The sequence below is a fragment of the Cryobacterium algoritolerans genome, assembly GCF_004402785.1.
GTDB classification, from domain to species: Bacteria; Actinomycetota; Actinomycetes; order Actinomycetales; family Microbacteriaceae; genus Cryobacterium; species Cryobacterium algoritolerans.
In genome coordinates this window covers 12286-32091 of record NZ_SOFP01000012.1, presented here as the reverse complement: position 1 = coordinate 32091, position 19806 = coordinate 12286, and the positions used below count along the sequence as shown (strand labels likewise).

Sequence of the window (19806 nt, the reverse complement as noted above, 5' to 3'; positions counted from 1 at the left end):
ATGAGGGCCTCCGTGGCATCGGCTTGAGTGTGGTAACCCAATCGATACCGGAGGTCCTCACCTTTTTAGCTCACGCCACGCACACAACCTCCGTGGGAACAACAGCTAGGCCGCGGCGCTGGTTATCAGCGGGAGCCGGTCGAGTACCGGTGGTCGAGCCGGTCCAGACCCGTCAGATTGCCGCCCTGCGGCCGCTCCGCGTCAAGTTGCCGCGCCCGTCCGCAAAGAGCTAAGCTTGAATGTCACGTTTGTGACGATCTATCCGCTGCCGTGCGCGGTGCACAACACTTGAATTCTTACTGTGTATGGCCCGATCTATGTCCATCCTGGAGCAACTACTACATGACAATCGCAACGACCGAACGGGCACCCAAGCAGGTCGCCATCAACGACATTGGATCTGCTGAAGACTTTCTTGCCGCGGTCGAAAAGACTCTGAAATTCTTCAACGACGGTGACCTCATCGAAGGAACCGTAGTGAAGATCGACCGCGACGAGGTTCTCCTCGACGTGGGCTACAAGACCGAGGGTGTCATCCCCTCCCGCGAACTCTCCATCAAGCACGACGTCGACCCCTCCGATGTCGTCAAGGTCGGCGACTTGGTTGAGGCCCTCGTTCTTCAGAAGGAAGACAAAGAAGGCCGTCTCATCCTGTCCAAGAAGCGCGCTCAGTACGAGCGTGCGTGGGGCGACGTCGAGAAGATCAAGGAATCGGATGGCGTTGTCACCGGTTCGGTCATCGAGGTTGTCAAGGGTGGCCTCATCGTGGACATCGGCCTGCGTGGCTTCCTGCCCGCATCGCTGATCGAGTTGCGCCGTGTTCGCGACCTGACCCCGTACCTGGGCCAGGAGATCGAGGCCAAGATCCTCGAACTCGACAAGAACCGCAACAATGTCGTGCTGTCCCGTCGCGCCCTGCTCGAGCAGACGCAGTCCGAGAGCCGAACCACGTTCCTCAACAACCTCCAGAAGGGACAGGTTCGCAAGGGCGTCGTCTCGTCGATCGTCAACTTCGGTGCGTTCGTCGACCTGGGCGGCGTTGACGGTCTGGTCCACGTCTCCGAGCTCAGCTGGAAGCACATCGAGCACGCCAGCGAGGTCGTTGAGGTTGGCCAGGAAGTCACCGTCGAGATCCTCGAGGTCGACCTCGAGCGCGAGCGCGTGTCGCTGTCGCTCAAGGCCACCCAGGAAGACCCCTGGCAGGTCTTCGCCCGCACCCACGCCATCGGTCAGGTCGCACCGGGTAAGGTCACCAAGCTCGTCCCGTTCGGCGCGTTCGTTCGCGTCGCCGAGGGCATCGAGGGTCTGGTCCACATCTCCGAGCTCTCCGGCAAGCATGTTGAGCTCGCCGAGCAGGTCGTCTCCGTCGGCGACGAGGTCTTCGTCAAGGTCATCGACATCGACCTCGAGCGTCGCCGCATCTCGCTGAGCCTCAAGCAGGCCAACGAGGGTGTCGACCCCGAGGGCACCGAGTTCGACCCGGCACTCTACGGAATGCTCACCGAGTACGACGACCAGGGCAACTACAAGTACCCTGAGGGCTTCGACCCGGAGACCAACGAGTGGCGCGAAGGCTTCGAAACCCAGCGCGAGAAGTGGGAGCAGGACTACGCTGCAGCCCAGGCTCGCTGGGAGGCACACAAGAAGCAGGTTGCGTCCGCGAACGACGAGATCATCGCCCCCGGCGACGTCCCGTCCGCGGCAGGCTCCACCTTCTCCAGCGAGACCGCCGGCGCCGGCACGCTCGCGGACGACGAGGCCCTCGCCGCTCTGCGCGAGAAGCTCTCCAGTTCCAACTAGATGCGCGATTCAAACTAGCCCGTTGGCGCCGTAACGGTGCGGACGCGCTGAAACAGGCTGGGCCCTTCGGGGTCCGGCCTGTTTCTGTGTGCAGGGCTTGCCCACACCGGTGCCCACCGTAGACCGCGGTCAGGTCTGGGCCCCGATTCCCTGGATTCCTTTCCGTCCTCCTCGTCGTGGTCTTGGCTGGCTGCGCCGTAACGGGCGCCACCAGCGGTGGACGGTCCTGCGTTCTGAGTGCGTTGAGGGACGTTAGCATTGCACGGGTGTACCTGATTGGACTGACCGGCGGGATCGCATCCGGAAAGAGCACCGTCGCGCGCAGGCTCGCCGAACTCGGCGCCGTGCACATCGACGCTGACCGTCTCGCCAGGGTGGCGGTTGAACCCGGCACTGCCGACCTTGGCAGAATCATCGGCGTCTTTGGTCCGGCCGTGCTCGCGCCGGACGGCGGCCTGGACCGGGCGGCGCTGGGGGCGATCGTCTTCGCCGACCCTGCGGCTCTCACCGTGTTGAATGCGATTGTGCACCCGGCCGTGCGCTCCCTGTCGAACCTGCTGATCCACGAGGCCGCCGCGCGGGACCCGCACGCGGTCGTCGTCTACGACGTTCCGCTGCTGGTGGAGGCCGGCGTCGACCATCCGTTCGACCTGATTGTGGTCACCCACGCTGACGAGGCGACACGGGTGCGGCGCATGGTGGAGCTGCGGGGGATGGCCGAAGCGGAGGCGCTGCGCCGGATGCGCACGCAGGCCACTGACGACGAGCGCCGCGCCGTCGCGGACGTGGTCATCGACACCGGAGGCAGCCTGAGCCACACTCTGGCCCAGGTCGACGAGCTCTGGCTCCGAGTCCGCAGAGCCGCTGACGAGCTGAATGTCAGGGGTGCTCCGTAGACTGGAGCCATGGAACCCACGCGCTCTGTACATCCCTTCGAGGTCGTGAGCGAGTACACCCCGAGCGGTGACCAGCCGACCGCGATCGCCGAGCTGGCCGGCCGGATCAACGCCGGTGAGACCGACATCGTGCTCCTCGGCGCCACCGGAACCGGTAAATCGGCAACCACCGCGTGGCTGATCGAGCAGGTGCAACGCCCCACTCTGGTGCTCGCCCACAACAAGACCCTGGCCGCGCAGCTGGTGAACGAGTTCCGCGAGCTGATGCCCAACAACGCCGTCGAGTACTTCGTCTCCTACTACGACTACTACCAGCCTGAGGCCTACGTTCCGCAGACAGACACCTTCATCGAGAAGGACTCGTCGATCAACGCGGAGGTGGAGCGGCTGCGGCACTCCACCACCAACTCGTTGCTCAGCCGGCGCGACGTGATCGTCGTGTCCACCGTCTCGTGCATCTATGGCCTCGGCACCCCGGAGGGCTACCTCGAGGCCATGATTGCCCTCCAAGTCGGCCAAAAGGTCAGCCGGGAGTGGCTCGTCCGCCGGTTCGTCGCCATGCAGTACCAGCGCAACGACGTCGACTTCTCCCGAGGGCACTTCCGGGTGCGGGGCGACACCATCGAGATCATCCCGATGTACGAGGAACTCGCGATTCGGATCGAGATGTTCGGCGACGAGATCGAGGCGCTGTACAGCCTGCACCCGCTGACCGGCGACATCGTGCGCAAGCTCGACTCCGTCTCCGTATTCCCCGGGTCGCACTACGTAGCCAGCACTGAGGTCATGCAGCGAGCCATCGGCACCATCCAGGAGGAGCTGGCCGAACGCCTCGAACAGCTCGAACGCGAGGGTAAGCTCCTCGAGGCCCAGCGCCTCCGGATGCGCACCACCTTCGACCTGGAGATGATGGAGCAGATCGGGTTCTGCTCCGGGATTGAGAATTACTCTCGGCACATCGATGCCCGGCAGCCGGGGGAGGCGCCGCATTGCCTGCTCGACTACTTCCCCGACGATTTCCTGATGGTCATCGACGAGTCGCACGTCACCGTCCCCCAGATCGGCGCCATGTATGAGGGTGACTCCTCCCGCAAGCGCACCCTCGTCGAGCATGGATTCCGGCTTCCCAGCGCCCTGGACAACAGGCCACTCAAATTCAATGAATTCAAGGGCAGGGTCGGCCAGACGGTCTACCTGTCCGCGACGCCCGGCAAGTACGAGATGGGCATCGCCGACGGCGTCGTGGAGCAGATCATCCGTCCGACCGGGCTGATTGACCCGCAGATCGTCGTGAAACCCAGCAAGGGGCAGATCGACGACCTCCTCGAAGAGATTCACAAGAGGGTCGAGCGCAACGAACGCGTGCTCGTTACGACGTTGACCAAGAAAATGGCCGAGGAACTCACCGACTTCCTCACCGAGGCCGGAGTGCGGGTTCGCTACCTGCATTCCGACGTGGACACCCTGCGTCGGGTGGAGCTGCTCACGGAGCTCCGCGCGGGTGTGTATGACGTGCTCGTCGGAATCAATCTTCTCAGGGAAGGACTCGACCTGCCGGAGGTGTCGCTTGTCGCCATCCTCGACGCCGACAAGGAGGGGTTCCTACGTTCGGCGACCTCGCTCATCCAGACCATCGGGCGCGCGGCCCGCAACGTCTCGGGCGAGGTGCACATGTACGCGGATCGGCTCACCGCGTCGATGGAACGCGCCATCGACGAAACCGACCGCCGCCGGGAGAAGCAGGTCGCCTACAACACCCTGCACGGGATCGACCCGACTCCGCTTCGCAAACGGATCGCGGACATCACAGAGGTGCTCGCCCGGGAGGAGGCGGACACCGCCGAGCTTCTGGCCGGCCGCACCGAGCGGCGAAAGGGACTCGCGCCGACACCTCGCCGCCAGGGCATCGCCGCCAACGGCGCCAACGACTTGGAGTCCATCATCTCGGACTTGAACGGACAGATGCTCGAGGCCGCCGGGGAGCTCAAGTTCGAACTCGCGGCACGGCTGCGTGACGAGGTTTCCGAGTTGAAGCGGGAACTGCGCCAGATGGAGAAGGCCGGTCACATCTAACCCCGCCATGCCGCGGTCGAAAAGCGACACTGTCGAAGTGTTGCCCTGTCGAAGTGTTGCCCTGTCGAAAACCTGCCGTGTCGAAAACCTGCCCTGTCGAATATCCGTTCGCTCAGGGCGTGTTGATGACGCACCGGAGTGTCGGTGGCACTGCATAGACTCGAACGGTGTCAATTTCCAAGGTAGAGTCCGGGTCAAAACTCAGTGTTCGCGGCGCACGGGTGCACAATTTGCACAACGTAGACCTGGAGATCCCCCGGGATTCCCTCGTGGTCTTCACCGGGCTGTCCGGTTCGGGCAAGTCATCGCTCGCCTTCGACACCATCTTCGCGGAGGGCCAGCGCCGCTACGTCGAGTCGCTGTCCGCCTATGCGCGCCAGTTCCTCGGCCAGGTCGACCGCCCCGACGTCGATTTCATCGAGGGGCTCAGCCCCGCCGTCTCGATCGACCAGAAGTCCACTAACCGCAATCCCCGGTCCACGGTCGGCACGATCACCGAGGTGTACGACTACATGCGGCTGCTCTGGGCGCGCATCGGCGTGCCGCACTGCGCCGTCTGCGGCGAAGTGATCCAGGCCCAGACCGTGCAGCAGATTGCCGACCAGCTCATGGAGCTGGAGGCCGGCATCCGGTACCAGGTACTGAGCCCCGTCGTCTCGCAGAAGAAGGGCGAGTTCGTCGATCTGTTCAAGGAACTGGCTGCCGGCGGTTACTCCCGGGCCATCGTCGACGGTACGCAGATCCAGTTGAACGAGCCGCCCGCACTTAAGAAACAGATCAAGCACGACATCTCCGTGGTCGTCGACCGCCTGGTCGCCGGGCCGGAACTGCTCAGCCGACTCACCGACTCCCTCGAGACGGCGCTCAAACTCACCGACGGTATTGTGCAGATCAACTACGTCGACGGCGAAGGTGACGACGCCTGGCGGAGCTACTCGGAGAAGCTCTCCTGTCCGAACAACCACCCGGTGCAGCTGACCGAGATCGAACCGCGCACCTTCTCCTTCAACGCGCCGTTCGGCGCCTGCCCCGAGTGCTCCGGGCTTGGCACGCGCATGTCTGTCGACGCCGACCTGCTGCTCGGCGACCCGGAGCTCAGCATCGCGGACGGGGTCGTCCTGCCGTGGACCACCCAGGGCAAGGGCCTGTTCCAGTATTACGAGAAACTCCTCGACGGGCTCTCCCGCGACCTGGAGTTCTCCCTCGACACCCCCTGGGGCGAGTTGCCTGCGGAGGTGCAGAACGCCGTGCTCCGCGGGGACAACTTCGAGGTCAAGGTGAAGTGGAAGAACCGTTACGGCCGGGAGATGAGCTACACCTCCGGCTTTGAGGGGGTCGTGCCCTACATCGAGCGCCAGTACCTCCAGGCCGAGTCTGACACGCAGCGGGCACGCTGGGGCGAGTACCTGCGCGAGGTCGACTGCCCGGTCTGTTCCGGCACCCGACTCAAGCCGGAAGTCCTCGCCGTGCTGGTGCACGGGTCGAGCATTGCGGATGTCTGCAATCTCAGCCTGACCGACGCCCGCTCGTTCATGAACAAGCTCGAGCTCACCGATCGTGAGTCGACCATCGCGGCCCAGGTCCTCCGGGAGATCAAGGCACGTCTGGACTTCCTGATCCGCGTCGGTCTCAACTACCTCAACCTGGCCAGGGCCGCGGCGACGCTGTCCGGCGGCGAGGCCCAGCGCATCCGGCTGGCCACCCAGATCGGCTCCGGCCTCACCGGGGTGCTCTACGTGCTCGACGAACCAAGCATCGGGCTGCACCAGCGGGACAACCGCCGCCTGATCGAAACCCTGGTGGCCCTGCGTGACCTCGGCAACACCCTGATCGTCGTCGAACACGATGAGGACACCATCAAGATGGCGGACTGGATCGTCGACATCGGGCCGGGCGCCGGCGTCAACGGAGGTCACGTCGTGCACTCCGGCTCCTATGAGTCCCTGCTGACCAACAAGAAGTCCCTGACCGGTGACTACCTGGCGGGCCGCAAGAGCATTCCCACGCCCACCGCGCGACGCGAGATCGACCCCGCGCGCGAGATCACCGTCGTCGGCGCCGAAGCGAACAACCTCCGCAAGGTGTCGGTGAGCTTCCCCCTCGGCACATTCACCGCCGTCACCGGGGTCAGCGGCTCAGGCAAGTCCTCCCTGGTCAACGACATTCTGTACCGGGTACTGGCCAACCGGCTCAACGGTGCGCGCAAGCTGCCGGGGAGGCACACCCGGGTGACCGGACTCGACCACCTCGACAAGGTCATCCACGTCGACCAAGCGCCCATCGGGCGAACCCCCCGCTCGAACCCGGCCACCTACACCGGCGTCTTCGATAAGATCCGAACGCTGTTCTCTGAAACGATCGAGGCAAAGGCGCGGGGATACCTGCCCGGCCGGTTCAGTTTCAATGTCAAGGGCGGGCGCTGTGAGGCCTGCTCTGGCGACGGCACGATCAAGATCGAGATGAACTTCCTGCCAGATGTGTATGTCGCCTGCGAGGTGTGCGGGGGAGCGCGGTACAACCGGGATACCCTTACCGTGCACTACAAGGGCAAGAACATCGCCGAGGTGCTCGACATGCCCATCAGTGAGGCGGCGGAGTTCTTCGAGCCGATCTCGGCCATCCACCGCTTCCTCAAGACCCTGGTTGAGGTGGGCCTCGGTTATGTGCGACTGGGCCAGAGCGCCACCACCCTCTCCGGCGGTGAGGCGCAACGAGTCAAGCTCGCGACGGAATTGCAACGCCGCTCCAACGGACGCAGCGTATACGTGCTCGACGAGCCGACCACCGGCCTGCACTTCGAAGACGTGCGCAAGCTCCTGCTCGTGCTCAACAGCCTTGTCGACAAGGGCAACACCGTCATCGTGATCGAACACAACCTCGACGTCATCAAGTCGGCGGACTGGGTGATCGACCTCGGCCCGGAGGGCGGGTCGGGTGGCGGGCGCGTGCTCGCGACCGGCACCCCGGAGCACGTGGCCACTGTCAAGAAGAGCCACACCGGGAAGTTCCTCAAGGAGATCCTGGCGGCGCAGTAGGCGCAGACCAGGAGAACCATGTCCGACGCGCTGAGTTACCGTCCCAAGGCGGGCGAAATCCCGATCAGCCCAGGGGTATACCGGTTCCGTGACGAAACGGGACGCGTTCTCTACGTCGGTAAGGCGAAGAACCTCCGGGCGCGACTGAGCAACTACTTCGCGCCGCTGGGCAGTCTGCACGAGCGAACCAGGCGGATGGTCACCACGGCCAACTCAGTGGAGTGGACCGTCGTGGGCACCGAGGTCGAGGCGTTGCAGCTGGAGTGGACCTGGATCAACGAGTTCGACCCTCCATTCAACGTCCAGTTCAAGGACGACAAGTCCTACCCCTACCTGGCGGTGACCCTGGCCGACGAGTCCCCCCGCGCCCTCGTCACCCGCACCACGGGCATCCGAGGGGCTCGCTATTTCGGGCCGTATCCGAAGGTCTGGGCGGTTCACGAAACCATCGACCTGATGCTCAAGGCCTTCCCGATCCGCACCTGCAACAACTCCAACTACAAACGGGCGATGCAGTCCGGCAAGCCCTGCTTCGCCGGTCAGATAGGGCGGTGCTTCGGACCATGCTCCGGCACGGTGACCATCGAGGAACACCGCGTCATCGTCAACGAATTCGTCAGCTTCCTGGGAAGCCAGGATCGCAAACTGATCAACCGGCTGACCATGGAGATGAAGGTCGCCGCGGCCAGTCAGGAGTACGAAGTCGCCGCCAAACGGCGCGACCAGATCCGCGCCCTCCACGCGGTGCTCGAGAAGAGTGCCGTCGTCCTGCGCGACAACGTCGACATCGACCTGTTCGCCTTCGACGAGGACGAGCTCGCGGCCGCTGTACAACTGTTCATCGTGCGCGGCGGACGCATCCGGGGTGTCCGCGGCTGGATGGTCGACAAGGAACTCGACCTGACCACCAGCGAACTCATCGACTCGATTATGCAGACCGCCTACGGCGGGGACGCCGTGCCGCCGCGGGAAATCGTTGTCCCCGAGCTGCCAGACGACGCTGAGGCTCTCGAGGGCTGGCTCGCCGGGATCGCCGGGCGCAAGGTGCGGATCCTGGCCGCCCAGCGAGGCGACAAGGCGGCCCTGCTCGCGACGGCGACCCAGAACGCCAAGCACGCCCTGATGCTCTATAAGACCCGGCGAAGTTCAGACTTCGTGGCCCGCTCCAAGGCGCTGGAAGACATCCAGGAGGCTCTGGGGATGCCGTCCGCGCCGCTGCGCATGGAGTGTTACGACGTGTCGCACCTGAGCGGAACGAACATTGTCGCCTCGATGGTGGTTTTCGAGGACGGACTGCCCCGCACCGACGAATACCGCAGGTTCGGCATCCCGGAATCGACGGACGACACCGACTCCATCTACCGCACACTGACCCGGCGACTGGCCTACCTGGTCTCCGACGACGAGCCGGATCGGCCCGACGACGACGTTCTGTCGGTGAAGCGACGCAAGTTCCGCTACCAGCCCAATCTGCTCATCGTCGACGGCGGGCAGCCGCAGGTCTCCGCCGCGGCGAGGGCGCTCCGGGAATCCGGCGTCACCGGCATCACCCTGTGCGGGATCGCCAAGCGACTCGAGGAGATTTGGCTGCCGGACTCCGACTACCCGGTGATCCTACCCAGGAACAGCGATGCGTTGTTCCTGATCCAGCGGATCAGGGACGAGGCGCACCGGTTCGCCATAACCCACCAACGGACCAGGCGCAAACGTGACATCTCCACCGTCCTCGGTGAGATCCCGGGTCTCGGCCCCGCGAGAGTGAAGGTTCTCCTGCAGCATTTCGGCTCGGTGGCGCGTCTGAAGGATGCCCCGGCGGAGTCGATCGCCGAGGTTCGGGGGATCGGCCCCGGCCTCGCGGGCACGATCCATCAGTACCTGCGCGCCTGAACCCCTCGGCCGGTCGGTAGGCTGGACACGCGAGATCCACCACAATCGAAGGCCCGAGAGCGAATATGACAACGGAAAACGACAAGCACGAGATGCTTATCGTGACGGGGATGTCCGGAGCGGGACGCTCGACCGTGGCCAATGCGCTGGAGGACCTCGGCTGGTACGTCGTCGACAACCTACCCCCGCAAATGCTGCGGCCGCTGGTCGAACTGGTCAGCCGGGCCGGCACCAGCCTGCCGAAGATCGCCGCGGTCGTTGATATTCGCGGACGGGGGTTTTTCAGCGATTTCCAGGAGATCGTCCAGTCCCTGCGCAAGAGCGCTCGCGTGCGGATCATCTTCCTCGAGGCCAGGGACGATGTGCTCGTGCGGCGGTTCGAGTCGGTGCGCAGGCCGCATCCGCTCCAGGGCGACGGGACCATCCTCGACGGGATCTCAGCCGAGCGCAGCAAATTGAGCGCTGTTCGGGAGTCGTGCGACCTCGTGATCGACACCTCGGACCTCAACATTCACCAACTTGCCACGTCGATCACCGAACGTTTCGCGGCCGCTGACACAGCCGGGGTCAACGTCACCCTGATGAGTTTCGGTTTCAAGTACGGTCTGCCCACGGACGTCGACATGGTCGCCGACGTGCGCTTTCTGCCGAATCCCTTCTGGATCCCCGAACTCCGAGCGCACACCGGGCAGGACGCAGAAGTCCGGGACTTCGTTCTTGCTCAGGCCGGTGCGGTGGAATTCCTGGATAACTACGCGGCGGCACTGGAACCCGTTCTTGCCGGCTACCAGCGTGAAAACAAGCGCCACGTCACGATCGCCGTCGGTTGCACCGGAGGCAAGCACCGTTCGGTGGCCATGTCGGCCGAAATTGCGCGCCGGATCAAGGACTTCCCCGGGGTAGCGGTCAGCCTCAAGAACCGCGACCTCGGACGAGAGTAACCACGGCCGACGGTGCTGGAAACAGCCACCGGGCCAGCCAGAACAACTCCCGGCCGGGATACGGCCAGGACAACAGAATGGACAAGCGATTGGCACTCACCGCCGACGTTAAGGACGAACTCGCTCGTGTCGAGGTGTCGAAGACCACGGTTCGGGCCGCGGAACTGGCCACCATCCTCCGGTTCTCCGGCGGGCTGCACATGATCTCCAGCCGGATCGCAATCGAATCCGAGCTTGACACCGCGTTGCTCGCCCGCCGTGTGCGCAAGGACCTGGCCGAGCTCTACGGCGTGCGCAGCGACGTCTCCGTGATCGCGGCCGCCGGGCTGCGCCGGACCAGCCACTTCCTCGTGCGGGTTCTCGACGGGGGAGAGACTCTGGCCAGGCAGACCGGCCTCCTCGACGCCAGGCGGCGTCCGATCCGCGGGCTGCCGAACCGGCTGACCACAGGGTCGAAGGAAGAGATCGCCGCCGTGTGGCGGGGCGCGTTCCTGGCCCACGGCTCGCTGACCGACCCGGGGCGTTCCGCTGCCCTCGAGATCACCTGCCCAGGCAACGAAGCGGCCATGGCCCTCGTCGGAGCGGCCGGCCGCCTCGGCGTCGTCGCCAAGGCCAGGGAGGTGCGCGGCGTGCACCGGGTGGTCATCCGCGATGGCGATGCAATCGGTGCGATGCTCGTGCACATGGGCGCCCAGGACACCGTGCTCAACTGGGAGGCTCTCCGCCAGCGCCGCGAGGTTCGGGCAACCGCCAACCGGCTCGTCAACTTCGACGACGCCAACCTTCGCCGGTCCGCGCAGGCCGCTGTCGCCGCCTGCGCCCGGGTGCAGCGGGCCATGGAGATCCTCGGCACCGACATCCCCGAGCACCTCCGCTACGCTGGCGAGCTGCGGCTGTCGTTCCGGGACTCGAGCCTTGACGAACTCGGCCACCACGCGGACCCACCGATGACCAAGGATGCCGTCGCCGGCAGGATTCGCCGCCTGCTCGCCATGGCGGACAAGAAGGCCGCCGATCTCGGGATTGCCGGGACCGACGCCGATCTCCCCGCCGACCTCGACGAGGCCTGATTCTGGCACTCGTCACGCGGGAAGCGCTAGCTGAGTAGACTAGATAGGTCGCTCACAAACTGGTGGCGGAGTATTTCGCGCCGACAACTACAGAGGAGATACACATTGGTTGAATACACACTCCCGGCCCTCGCCTATGACTACTCGGCGCTTGCGCCGAGTATCAGCGGCACCATCATGGAACTCCACCACGGCAAGCACCATCAGGCCTACGTCACCGGGGCGAACACCGCCCTCGCCCAACTGGCCGAGGCTCGTGATTCCGGATCGCTGACCTACGTCAACAAGCTCGAGAAGGATCTCGCCTTCAACCTGGGCGGCCACGTCAACCACTCGATCTTCTGGACCAACCTCTCCCCGGACGGCGGCGACAAGCCCACCGGCGACCTGGCCAGCGCGATTGACGACAACTTCGGATCGTTCGACAAGTTCCAGGCCCACTTCGGGGCCACCGCGCTCGGCGTGCAGGGCTCCGGTTGGGCAGTGCTCGCCTGGGACTCGATCGGCCAGCGCTTGATCATCCAGCAGTTCTTCGACCAGCAGGCGAACTTCGCCGCCGGCACGATCCCCGTGCTGATGCTCGACGTCTGGGAGCACGCATACTACCTCGACTACCGCAACGTGCGTGCCGACTACGTGAAGGCGTTCTGGAACATCGTCAACTGGGCGAACGTCCAGGAACGCTTCACTATTGCACGCGAAAAGACCAACGGGCTGCTCCTGCTCTCGTAGCAGGACCGGCCCCCTCGCAGGGGGCCGGCACCCCGTCCAGTTCACCCATAGAAACGCGCTTCGGTGCACAAGATTAGGAGACATTCGTGTCTGTAAAAATTGGTATTAACGGATTTGGTCGCATCGGCCGTAATTATCTTCGCGCTGCCCTTGCCCAGGGTAGCGACATCGAGATCGTCGCCGTGAACGACCTCACCGACACGAAGACGCTCGCCCACCTCCTTAAATATGACTCCATCACCGGGCGCCTTGCGGCCACGGTCTCGGTTGACGGCGACTCGATCCTCGTCAACGGCAAGCCGATTAAGGTCCTTGCCGAGCGCGACCCGGCCAATCTCCCCTGGGGTGCCCTTGGCGTCGACATCGTCATCGAGTCCACGGGTCGCTTCACCAAGGCTGACGATGCGCGCAAGCACATCACCGCCGGCGCCAAGAAGGTCATCGTCTCCGCTCCCGCCACCGGCGAGGTCGCCACGATCGTCATGGGCGTCAACGAGCAGGACTACGATCCGGCCAAGTTCGACATCATCTCCAACGCGTCGTGCACCACGAACTGCCTCGCGCCGCTGGCCAAGGTGTTCAACGACAACTTCGGTATCAAGTCCGGCCTGATGACCACGATCCACGCCTACACGGCCGACCAGAACCTTCAGGATGGGCCGCACTCCGACCTGCGTCGCGCTCGCGCCGCCGCTGTCAACATCATCCCGACCTCGACCGGTGCCGCCAAGGCGCTCGGAATCGTGCTTCCGGAGCTCAAGGGCAAGCTCGACGGCTTCGCGCTTCGCGTTCCGGTTCCCACCGGCTCCATCACCGACCTCACCGTCATCGCCGAACGCCCGGTGACCGTCGAAGCGATCAAGGCCGCCTACAAGGCAGCAGCCGAGGGCCCCCTCAAGGGAATCCTGATGTACACCGAAGACGAGATCGTCTCCAGCGACATCGTCACGGACCCGCATTCCTCCATCTTCGATGCCGGTCTGCTGCGCGTCATCGGCGACCAGGTCAAGCTGTCGTCCTGGTACGACAACGAGTGGGGCTACTCCAACCGGATGGTTGACCTCACCGAGCTCGTCGCCAAGAGCCTCTAACCGAGGCCCACGGTGACACTTCGTACAATCGAATCACTGGGGCAGCTCCACGGCAAGCGTGTCATCGTCCGTTGCGATCTGAATGTTCCGTTGAAAGCCGGAGAGATCACGGACGATGGCCGCGTTCGCGCGTCCCTTCCCACCATCAAGGCGCTGCTCGTGCAGGGCGCCCGAGTCGTGATCGTCTCGCACCTCGGTCGGCCCAAGGGCGCGCCGGAAGACAGGTACAGCCTGGCTCCCGTTGCCGCCCGCCTGGCTGAGCTGCTGGGCAGCGTCGTGGCGTTCGCCACCGACACCGTCGGTGAGTCCGCGAAGGCAGCAGTGTCGGCGCTGGCTGACGGTGACGTCGTCGTGCTCGAGAACCTCCGGTTCAACCCGGGGGAGACCAGCAAGGTCGACGACGAACGGATTGCCTTCGCCAACGAGCTCGCCGCTCTCGGCGACGTCCTCGTCTCGGACGGCTTCGGTGTTGTCCACCGCAAGCAGGCCAGCGTGTTCGACCTGGCAGCGATCCTGCCAAGTGCAGCCGGCCTGTTGATCGCCGCGGAGCTCGAGGTGCTCGATCGCCTCACCGAGAAGCCGGAGGCGCCCTACACGGTCGTCCTCGGCGGCTCGAAGGTGTCTGACAAGCTCGGCGTCATCGGTCATTTGCTGCCGCGAGTCAACTCGCTGCTCATCGGTGGCGGCATGGCGTACACCTTCCTCGCAGCCCAGGGTCACCGGGTCGGCTCGAGCCTGCTGGAAGCCGACCAGATCGAAACCGTTCGTGGTTACCTTCTGGAGGCCAATCGCCTGGGCGTGAAGATCGTGGTTCCGACTGATGTCGTCGTCGCCTCGAAGTTTGGCGACGACGCGGAGATCTCAGTCACACCGGCCAACGCGATCGAGGAAACCCCGTTCGGTACGTCCGGCCTCGGCCTGGACATCGGTCCCGACACAGCTGCTGCGTTCGCCGAAATCATCCGGTCTTCCAAGACGGTTTTCTGGAACGGCCCCATGGGCGTGTTCGAGCTGGCTCCGTTCGCGGAAGGCACCCGGACGGTTGCCGGCGCCTTGACCGAGGTCGACGGCCTGAGCGTGGTCGGTGGCGGCGATTCTGCCGCCGCCGTGCGCATCCTCGGCTTCACCGATGATCAGTTCGGTCACATTTCAACCGGCGGTGGCGCCAGCCTCGAGTTTCTCGAAGGCAAGCGCCTACCAGGACTGGAGGTCCTCGGATGGCAGTAAACGACAACCCGCGGCGCACCCCGCTGATCGCGGGCAATTGGAAGATGAACCTGGATCACCTCCAGGCCATCGCCTTCGTGCAGAAGCTGGCGTGGAACCTCAAGGATGCGAAGCACGACTTCTCAGCCGTCGAGGTTGCCGTCTTCCCCCCGTTCACCGATCTCCGCTCGGTGCAGACGCTTGTGTCCGCCGACAAGCTCCCACTCGCCTATGGCGCGCAGGATCTGTCGGCCCGGGACTCCGGCGCCTACACCGGTGAGATCTCCGGTGCCTTCCTGTCCCAGTTGGAGTGCCAGTACGTTCTCATCGGACATTCCGAGCGGCGCACGCTGCACGGGGAGGACGACGAACAGGTCGCCGCCAAGGTGATGGCCGCGCTCAAGCACAACCTGGTTCCGATCATCTGCGTCGGCGAAACCGCCGCGGACCTGGAAGTGCACGGCCCTAGCGCCGTGCCAGTCGCCCAGCTGAAGGCGGCGCTGGCCGGCGTTTCAAACGCGGCGGACATCGTCGTGGCCTACGAGCCCGTCTGGGCGATCGGGTCCGGCCAGGCTGCCACGCCGGAGCAGGCCGAGCAGGTTGCGGCTCAGTTACGCGCCGTGCTCAAGGACACCCTCGGGGAGGATGTGGCCGCCAAGACCCGCATCCTGTACGGCGGTTCCGTGAAGGGCGTCAACATCGCCGGCTACATGCGCGAGCCCAATGTGGATGGTGCCCTCGTCGGCGGCGCAAGCTTGAACATCGACGAGTTCTCCAGCATCGTGCGTTTCCAGAAGCACGTTGGGCTGTAGCACCGGTCACACCGTTTGAGGCAACCCGCTGTCCCCCGAACCGGGGGGCGGCGGGTTGTGACGTGAGTCAGGCTATGATTATCACTGATCTTGGTGGGGCAAGTGCCCCACCGCACTGTGAAAGGTTTCGCGTGGGTATTCTCCAGGTAGTGCTGCAGGTGTTGCTCGGCATTACGAGCCTCCTGCTCACCATGCTCATTCTGTTGCACAAGGGACGTGGCGGAGGTCTGTCGGACATGTTCGGTGGCGGCGTCACCTCGAACCTCGGCGCCTCCGGCGTCGCCGAACGAAACCTGAACCGGATCACCGTCATCCTGGGACTGCTGTGGATCTCGTGCATCGTCGTCCTCGGACTGATCACGAAGTTTGGCGTGGGTCTCTGACCACGACCGCCCGGCCGGGCTGATTCCCGGCCTCGCGAGTTCGGCACGACCCGTTCAGCTCAACATCGGCTGAAGCGGCCAATCAGCTTCAACGCCCCTTTCTAGCGGAGGAACATTATGGCATCTGGTGGCAGCGCAATTCGTGGCTCTCGTGTAGGAGCTGGCCCCATGGGCGAGCAGGACCGCGGTTTCCACGCGGACCGGATCAGGGTCTCCTACTGGGACGCCCTCGGCAATGAGACCGTTCGATACTTCGCGGCGAACCTTCCGGACGACGAGATCCCGGAGACCATTGACTGTCCCTCCTCCGGCCTGCCTGCCGGTCGCGACAAGGAGAACCCGCCGTCAGTGGTCAAGCTGGAGCCCTACAAGACGCACCTCGCCTACGTGAAAGAGCGCCGAACGGAGGAGGAGGCTGAGTCACTCCTCGAAGAGGCGTTGCAGCAACTGCGGGTTCGTCGAGGGAAGCTCTCCGCGACCAACTGACGCCCCAGGCGACCGGCTGGCAGCGGATCGGCGCAGTTGCTCAGCGCAGGCAAACACGAGCGGGCCCCGATCGAAATCGGGGCCCGCTCTGTCGTGCCAGGTGCTTGGGGTCAGAAGGTGGACGCCGTGAGGTTCTCCGGAACCTCCGCGGCGGCTTGCCTGTCGACGAAGAAATTCGTGTATCGGCGCCCCTTGATACCGGCGACGGGCACCTCGTCGCGGCTCGCACCCGCGAGAGCCAGCCCGAGGGCGGACGCCTTGTCCGGTCCGGCGAGGACCATCCAGATGCAGCGCGAGGAGTTGAGGGCGGGGCGGCTCAGGCTGAGACGTTCCGCAGGGGGCTTAGGGGAGTCCCGCACTGCGAGCACACTCGCCTCCGACTCCCTGATACCGGGCTGGTGTGGAAACAGAGAGGCGACGTGCCCGTCTGGTCCGACGCCGAGAAACGTGATGTCGAAGCGCGGAAGGGCCGTGCCCTCGATCGACGCGGCCTGGAGCTGGGCCGCATAGCCTGCGGCGGCGGAATCCAGGTCCGTGCCCTCGTCCGAGGCCGCGAACGGGTGGATGTTGCCTTCGGGGACCGCAATGTGGTCCAGGAGTGCCATCCGCGCCTGCACCTCGTTGCGCTCGGGGTCATTCTTAGGTACCCAGCGCTCGTCCCCCCACCAGAAAGTGACCAGGTCCCAATCGATGGTGTCCCTGGCCGCGGAGGCGTTGATGGCCTCGAGCACCTCGTTGGCGACGGAGCCGCCAGCAAGAACCACATTGATCTCACCCTGTTCGTGCAGGATATCCACGGTCGTCGTGATGAATCGTGCCGCCACCGACGCCGCTAGGGCTGCCCGGTCGGGGTGTACGAGTACGCGTCTTTCGTTGGTCACGGTCGTCCTTCGGTTTGATCTGCGACCACATCGTCAAGGTGCGGGAGGCCGCGCGTGATGACCTCACCATACAACTCATCCGGGTCGAGCCGGCGCAACTCATCACTGAGGCAGTCACGGAGACTTCGTCGCTTGAGGGTGAGGTCCTGGACCGGCTGACCCGGTTGGGTGAGTGTCGCGATGCCGGGTACCCCCCGTTCGAGCGAGATCACGCCGGCCGACCGGGTGAGGTGCACGCCGCGGATTCCGCTGGACAGGGGGCCCGTGGTGAACTCGTAACTGACCGGCACCCGCAGCTGCAACTGCAGCCAGGCGGCCAGCAGCGCTGTCGATGGGGAGTCGGCGGCACCGGACACCTCAACCGCGGTGACGGGCAGGTAGGGCGGCTGGTCGAGGACCGCGGCGAGCTGGGCGCGCCACAGGGTCAGCCGGGTCCAGGCGAAGTCGGTGTCGCCCGGGCGGTAGGAGGTGCAGAGGTGGTGCAGCGCAGCCTGCGGATCGGGCTGCGCGGACGCATCCGTGATCCGACGGTAGGCGATGCGCCCGAGCGGAGACTCCGCAGGCACGGCCGGTGCCACGCCGGGCCACCAGGCGACGACGGGAGCGTCCGGCAGCAACAGGCCGGTGACCAGGCTCTCCGGGTCGCTGGCGGCCTCACCGTAGGCTCGAAGCACGATCACCTCGCTCGCGCCGGCGTCGCCGCCGACCCGGATCTCCGCGTCGATCCTCGGCGTCGTGGCCAGGCCCTTGTCGTCGAGCGCCTGCGTCGACACGACGATGACCCGCATCGGATGTTCGCGCGAGGCATCGTTCGCGGCCTCGATCGCCTCCTCCTCGTGCCCCATCGTCGACGCGATGATCAGGGTGAGGACCCGGCCAAGCGCGACCGCGCCACCCTCCTCGCGGATTCTGACCAGGGCCTTGGAGATCTTGGAGGTGGTGGTGTCGGGAAGATCGACGATCATGGGCGTCTCCAGTGTCGGCCGTCGCGAGACAGCAGGTCATCGGCGGAGGTCGGACCCCAGGTTCCCGGGCGGTACTGCTCCGGTTGTCCCTGTTCGGACCAGAACTTCTCGATCGGGTCGAGGATCTTCCAGGACAGTTCCACCTCTTCATGCCGGGGGAAGAGGGGTGGGTCGCCGAGAAGCACATCAAGGATCAGACGCTCGTAGGCCTCCGGACTTGCCTCGGTGAACGCGTGGCCGTAGCCGAAGTCCATGGTGACGTCGCGCACCTGCATGCCCACGCCGGGTACCTTCGAGCCGAACCGGATGGTGACACCCTCGTCGGGCTGCACCCGGATTACAAGCGCGTTCTGGCCGAGCGCCGCGGCGCCGCCCTTGGCGAATAGATGCTGCGGCGCGCACTTGAACACGACGGCGATCTCGGTGACGCGGCGTCCGAGGCGTTTGCCCGCCCTGAGGTAGAACGGAACCCCCGACCAGCGGCGGGTGTCGATCGTGAGACGGAGCGCCGCGTAGGTCTCGGTGAAAGACTCGGGGTCCATACCGTCCTCTTCCAGGTAGCCGAGGACCTTCTCCCCGCCCTGCCAGCCTCCGGCGTACTGGCCCCTGGCGGTGCCGGTCGCGAGGTCTTCCGGAAGACGGACCGACGCCAACACCTTCTCCTTTTCGCTGCGGAGGTCTGCCGCGTCGAAGGAGATGGGCTCCTCCATCGCGGTCAGGGCCAGGAGCTGGAGCAGGTGGTTCTGGATGACGTCCCTGGCCGCACCGATACCGTCGTAGTAGCCGGCCCGGCCGCCGACGCCGATGTCCTCGGCCATCGTGATCTGCACGTGGTCGACGTAGTTGGCGTTCCAGATCGGCTCGTACAACTGGTTGGCGAAACGCAGCGCCAGGATGTTCTGGACCGTCTCCTTGCCCAGGTAGTGATCGATCCGGAAGACGGAGTCGGGCGGAAATACCGACTCGACGACGTCGTTCAGTTCGCGCGCGGTCGGCAGGTCGCTGCCGAACGGCTTCTCGATGACGACGCGTCGCCACTGCCCGTCCTTCTGGTCCGCCAGCCCGGACCGGCGCAACTGTTCGGTCACTTGGGGGAAGGCCTTCGGCGGAATCGCCAGGTAGAACGCGTGGTTGCCCATCGTTCCGCGTTCCTGATCGAGCAGAGCGATCGTCTCCTTGAGACGCTCGAACGACTCGTCGTCGTCGAACGTCCCCGGAACGAAACGGATGCCCTCGGCCAGCTGCGCCCAGACATCCTCATGGAACTCGGTGCGGGCGTACTCCTTGACGGAGTCGTGCACCACCCGCATGAAGTCCTCGTTGTCCCAGTCACGCCGGGCGAAGCCGACCAGGGCGAAGCCGGGCGGCAGCAGGCCCCGGTTGGCAAGGTCGTAAACGGCCGGCATGAGTTTCTTCCGTGAGAGGTCACCGGTCACGCCGAAAATGACGAGGCTGCTCGGCCCCGCGATTCGATTCAGGCGGTAGTCGGAGAGTGATCGCAGCGGATTGAACTCCGGGGTGATTTCCACCGGGGACATGCAGCTCCTT

General features: G+C 65.0%; 16 protein-coding genes. 13 read left to right on the top strand and 3 right to left on the bottom strand.

Annotated features, from left to right (window positions below):
- Positions 1-342: 342 nt before the first annotated feature.
- The 13 genes from rpsA to E3O19_RS03075 all read left to right on the top strand — a co-directional run bounded on the left by rpsA (position 343) and on the right by E3O19_RS03075 (position 16412).
- The gene (gene rpsA, locus E3O19_RS03135; RefSeq protein WP_134565165.1) at positions 343-1800 is read left to right on the top strand and encodes a 30S ribosomal protein S1; all 1458 of its coding nucleotides are present in this window, start codon (positions 343-345) and stop codon (positions 1798-1800) included.
- A 266-nt stretch (positions 1801-2066) separates the two neighbouring features.
- Positions 2067-2696 (top strand): dephospho-CoA kinase, encoded by a 630-nt coding sequence (gene coaE / locus E3O19_RS03130; protein ID WP_134565164.1) that lies wholly within the window; start codon positions 2067-2069, stop codon positions 2694-2696.
- Positions 2697-2705: 9 nt separating this feature from the next.
- Positions 2706-4769: an excinuclease ABC subunit UvrB gene (gene uvrB / locus E3O19_RS03125; RefSeq protein WP_134565163.1), complete on the top strand. Its 2064-nt coding sequence runs from the start codon at positions 2706-2708 to the stop codon at positions 4767-4769.
- 167 nt (positions 4770-4936) lie between these two features.
- Complete coding sequence (gene uvrA / locus E3O19_RS03120) at positions 4937-7804, top strand: excinuclease ABC subunit UvrA (protein ID WP_134565162.1); 2868 nt, start codon at positions 4937-4939, stop codon at positions 7802-7804.
- A gap of 18 nt (positions 7805-7822) precedes the next feature.
- On the top strand, positions 7823-9691 hold the full coding sequence (gene uvrC, locus E3O19_RS03115; protein ID WP_134565161.1) for an excinuclease ABC subunit UvrC: 1869 nt from the start codon (positions 7823-7825) through the stop codon (positions 9689-9691).
- 65 nt (positions 9692-9756) lie between these two features.
- Complete coding sequence (rapZ, locus tag E3O19_RS03110; RefSeq protein ID WP_134565160.1) at positions 9757-10632, top strand: RNase adapter RapZ; 876 nt, start codon at positions 9757-9759, stop codon at positions 10630-10632.
- A gap of 89 nt (positions 10633-10721) precedes the next feature.
- On the top strand, positions 10722-11702 hold the full coding sequence (gene whiA, locus E3O19_RS03105) for a DNA-binding protein WhiA (protein WP_134565168.1): 981 nt from the start codon (positions 10722-10724) through the stop codon (positions 11700-11702).
- Positions 11703-11807: 105 nt separating this feature from the next.
- Positions 11808-12434 carry a superoxide dismutase gene (locus E3O19_RS03100; RefSeq protein WP_134565159.1) on the top strand — a complete coding sequence of 209 codons (627 nt, stop codon included), beginning with the start codon at positions 11808-11810 and terminating at the stop codon, positions 12432-12434.
- Positions 12435-12520: 86 nt separating this feature from the next.
- Positions 12521-13525 (top strand): type I glyceraldehyde-3-phosphate dehydrogenase, encoded by a 1005-nt coding sequence (gene gap, locus E3O19_RS03095; protein WP_134537388.1) that lies wholly within the window; start codon positions 12521-12523, stop codon positions 13523-13525.
- Positions 13526-13537: 12 nt separating this feature from the next.
- Positions 13538-14752, top strand: coding sequence for a phosphoglycerate kinase (locus E3O19_RS03090; protein WP_134565158.1), 1215 nt, complete (start codon positions 13538-13540; stop codon positions 14750-14752).
- The gene (gene tpiA, locus E3O19_RS03085; RefSeq protein ID WP_134565157.1) at positions 14743-15543 is read left to right on the top strand and encodes a triose-phosphate isomerase; all 801 of its coding nucleotides are present in this window, start codon (positions 14743-14745) and stop codon (positions 15541-15543) included. Before E3O19_RS03090 ends, tpiA begins: the two co-directional genes overlap by 10 nt.
- 131 nt (positions 15544-15674) lie before the next feature.
- Entirely contained in the window at positions 15675-15926 is a 252-nt protein-coding gene (secG, locus tag E3O19_RS03080; RefSeq protein ID WP_134506624.1) for a preprotein translocase subunit SecG, read from the top strand.
- 117 nt (positions 15927-16043) lie between these two features.
- On the top strand, positions 16044-16412 hold the full coding sequence (locus tag E3O19_RS03075; protein ID WP_134506622.1) for an RNA polymerase-binding protein RbpA: 369 nt from the start codon (positions 16044-16046) through the stop codon (positions 16410-16412).
- A gap of 110 nt (positions 16413-16522) precedes the next feature.
- Here E3O19_RS03075 and pgl read toward each other — a convergent pair whose 3' ends face one another.
- Genes pgl through zwf form a run of 3 tightly spaced genes read right to left on the bottom strand, consistent with a single transcriptional unit; the run spans position 16523 to position 19796 of the window.
- Positions 16523-17293, bottom strand: a complete 771-nt coding sequence (gene pgl / locus E3O19_RS03070; RefSeq protein WP_134565156.1) for a 6-phosphogluconolactonase — start codon at positions 17291-17293, stop codon at positions 16523-16525.
- The gene (locus tag E3O19_RS03065; RefSeq protein WP_134565155.1) at positions 17290-18258 is read right to left on the bottom strand and encodes a glucose-6-phosphate dehydrogenase assembly protein OpcA; all 969 of its coding nucleotides are present in this window, start codon (positions 18256-18258) and stop codon (positions 17290-17292) included. The genes pgl and E3O19_RS03065 overlap by 4 nt, the downstream gene beginning before the upstream one ends.
- Positions 18255-19796, bottom strand: coding sequence for a glucose-6-phosphate dehydrogenase (zwf, locus tag E3O19_RS03060; protein ID WP_134565154.1), 1542 nt, complete (start codon positions 19794-19796; stop codon positions 18255-18257). Before zwf ends, E3O19_RS03065 begins: the two co-directional genes overlap by 4 nt.
- Positions 19797-19806 lie beyond the last annotated feature (10 nt).

Bases quoted from the DNA above. Each gene is read 5' to 3' on its own strand.
- uvrB (WP_134565163.1), top strand. From the start codon at position 2,706: ATGGAACCCACGCGCTCTGTACATCCCTTCGAGGTCGTGAGCGAGTAC.
- uvrC (WP_134565161.1), top strand. From the start codon at position 7,823: ATGTCCGACGCGCTGAGTTACCGTCCCAAGGCGGGCGAAATCCCGATC.
- rapZ (WP_134565160.1), top strand. From the start codon at position 9,757: ATGACAACGGAAAACGACAAGCACGAGATGCTTATCGTGACGGGGATG.
- tpiA (WP_134565157.1), top strand. From the start codon at position 14,743: ATGGCAGTAAACGACAACCCGCGGCGCACCCCGCTGATCGCGGGCAAT.
- zwf (WP_134565154.1), bottom strand. From the start codon at position 19,796: ATGTCCCCGGTGGAAATCACCCCGGAGTTCAATCCGCTGCGATCACTC.
- rpsA (WP_134565165.1), top strand. From the start codon at position 343: ATGACAATCGCAACGACCGAACGGGCACCCAAGCAGGTCGCCATCAAC.
- E3O19_RS03075 (WP_134506622.1), top strand. From the start codon at position 16,044: ATGGCATCTGGTGGCAGCGCAATTCGTGGCTCTCGTGTAGGAGCTGGC.
- E3O19_RS03065 (WP_134565155.1), bottom strand. From the start codon at position 18,258: ATGATCGTCGATCTTCCCGACACCACCACCTCCAAGATCTCCAAGGCC.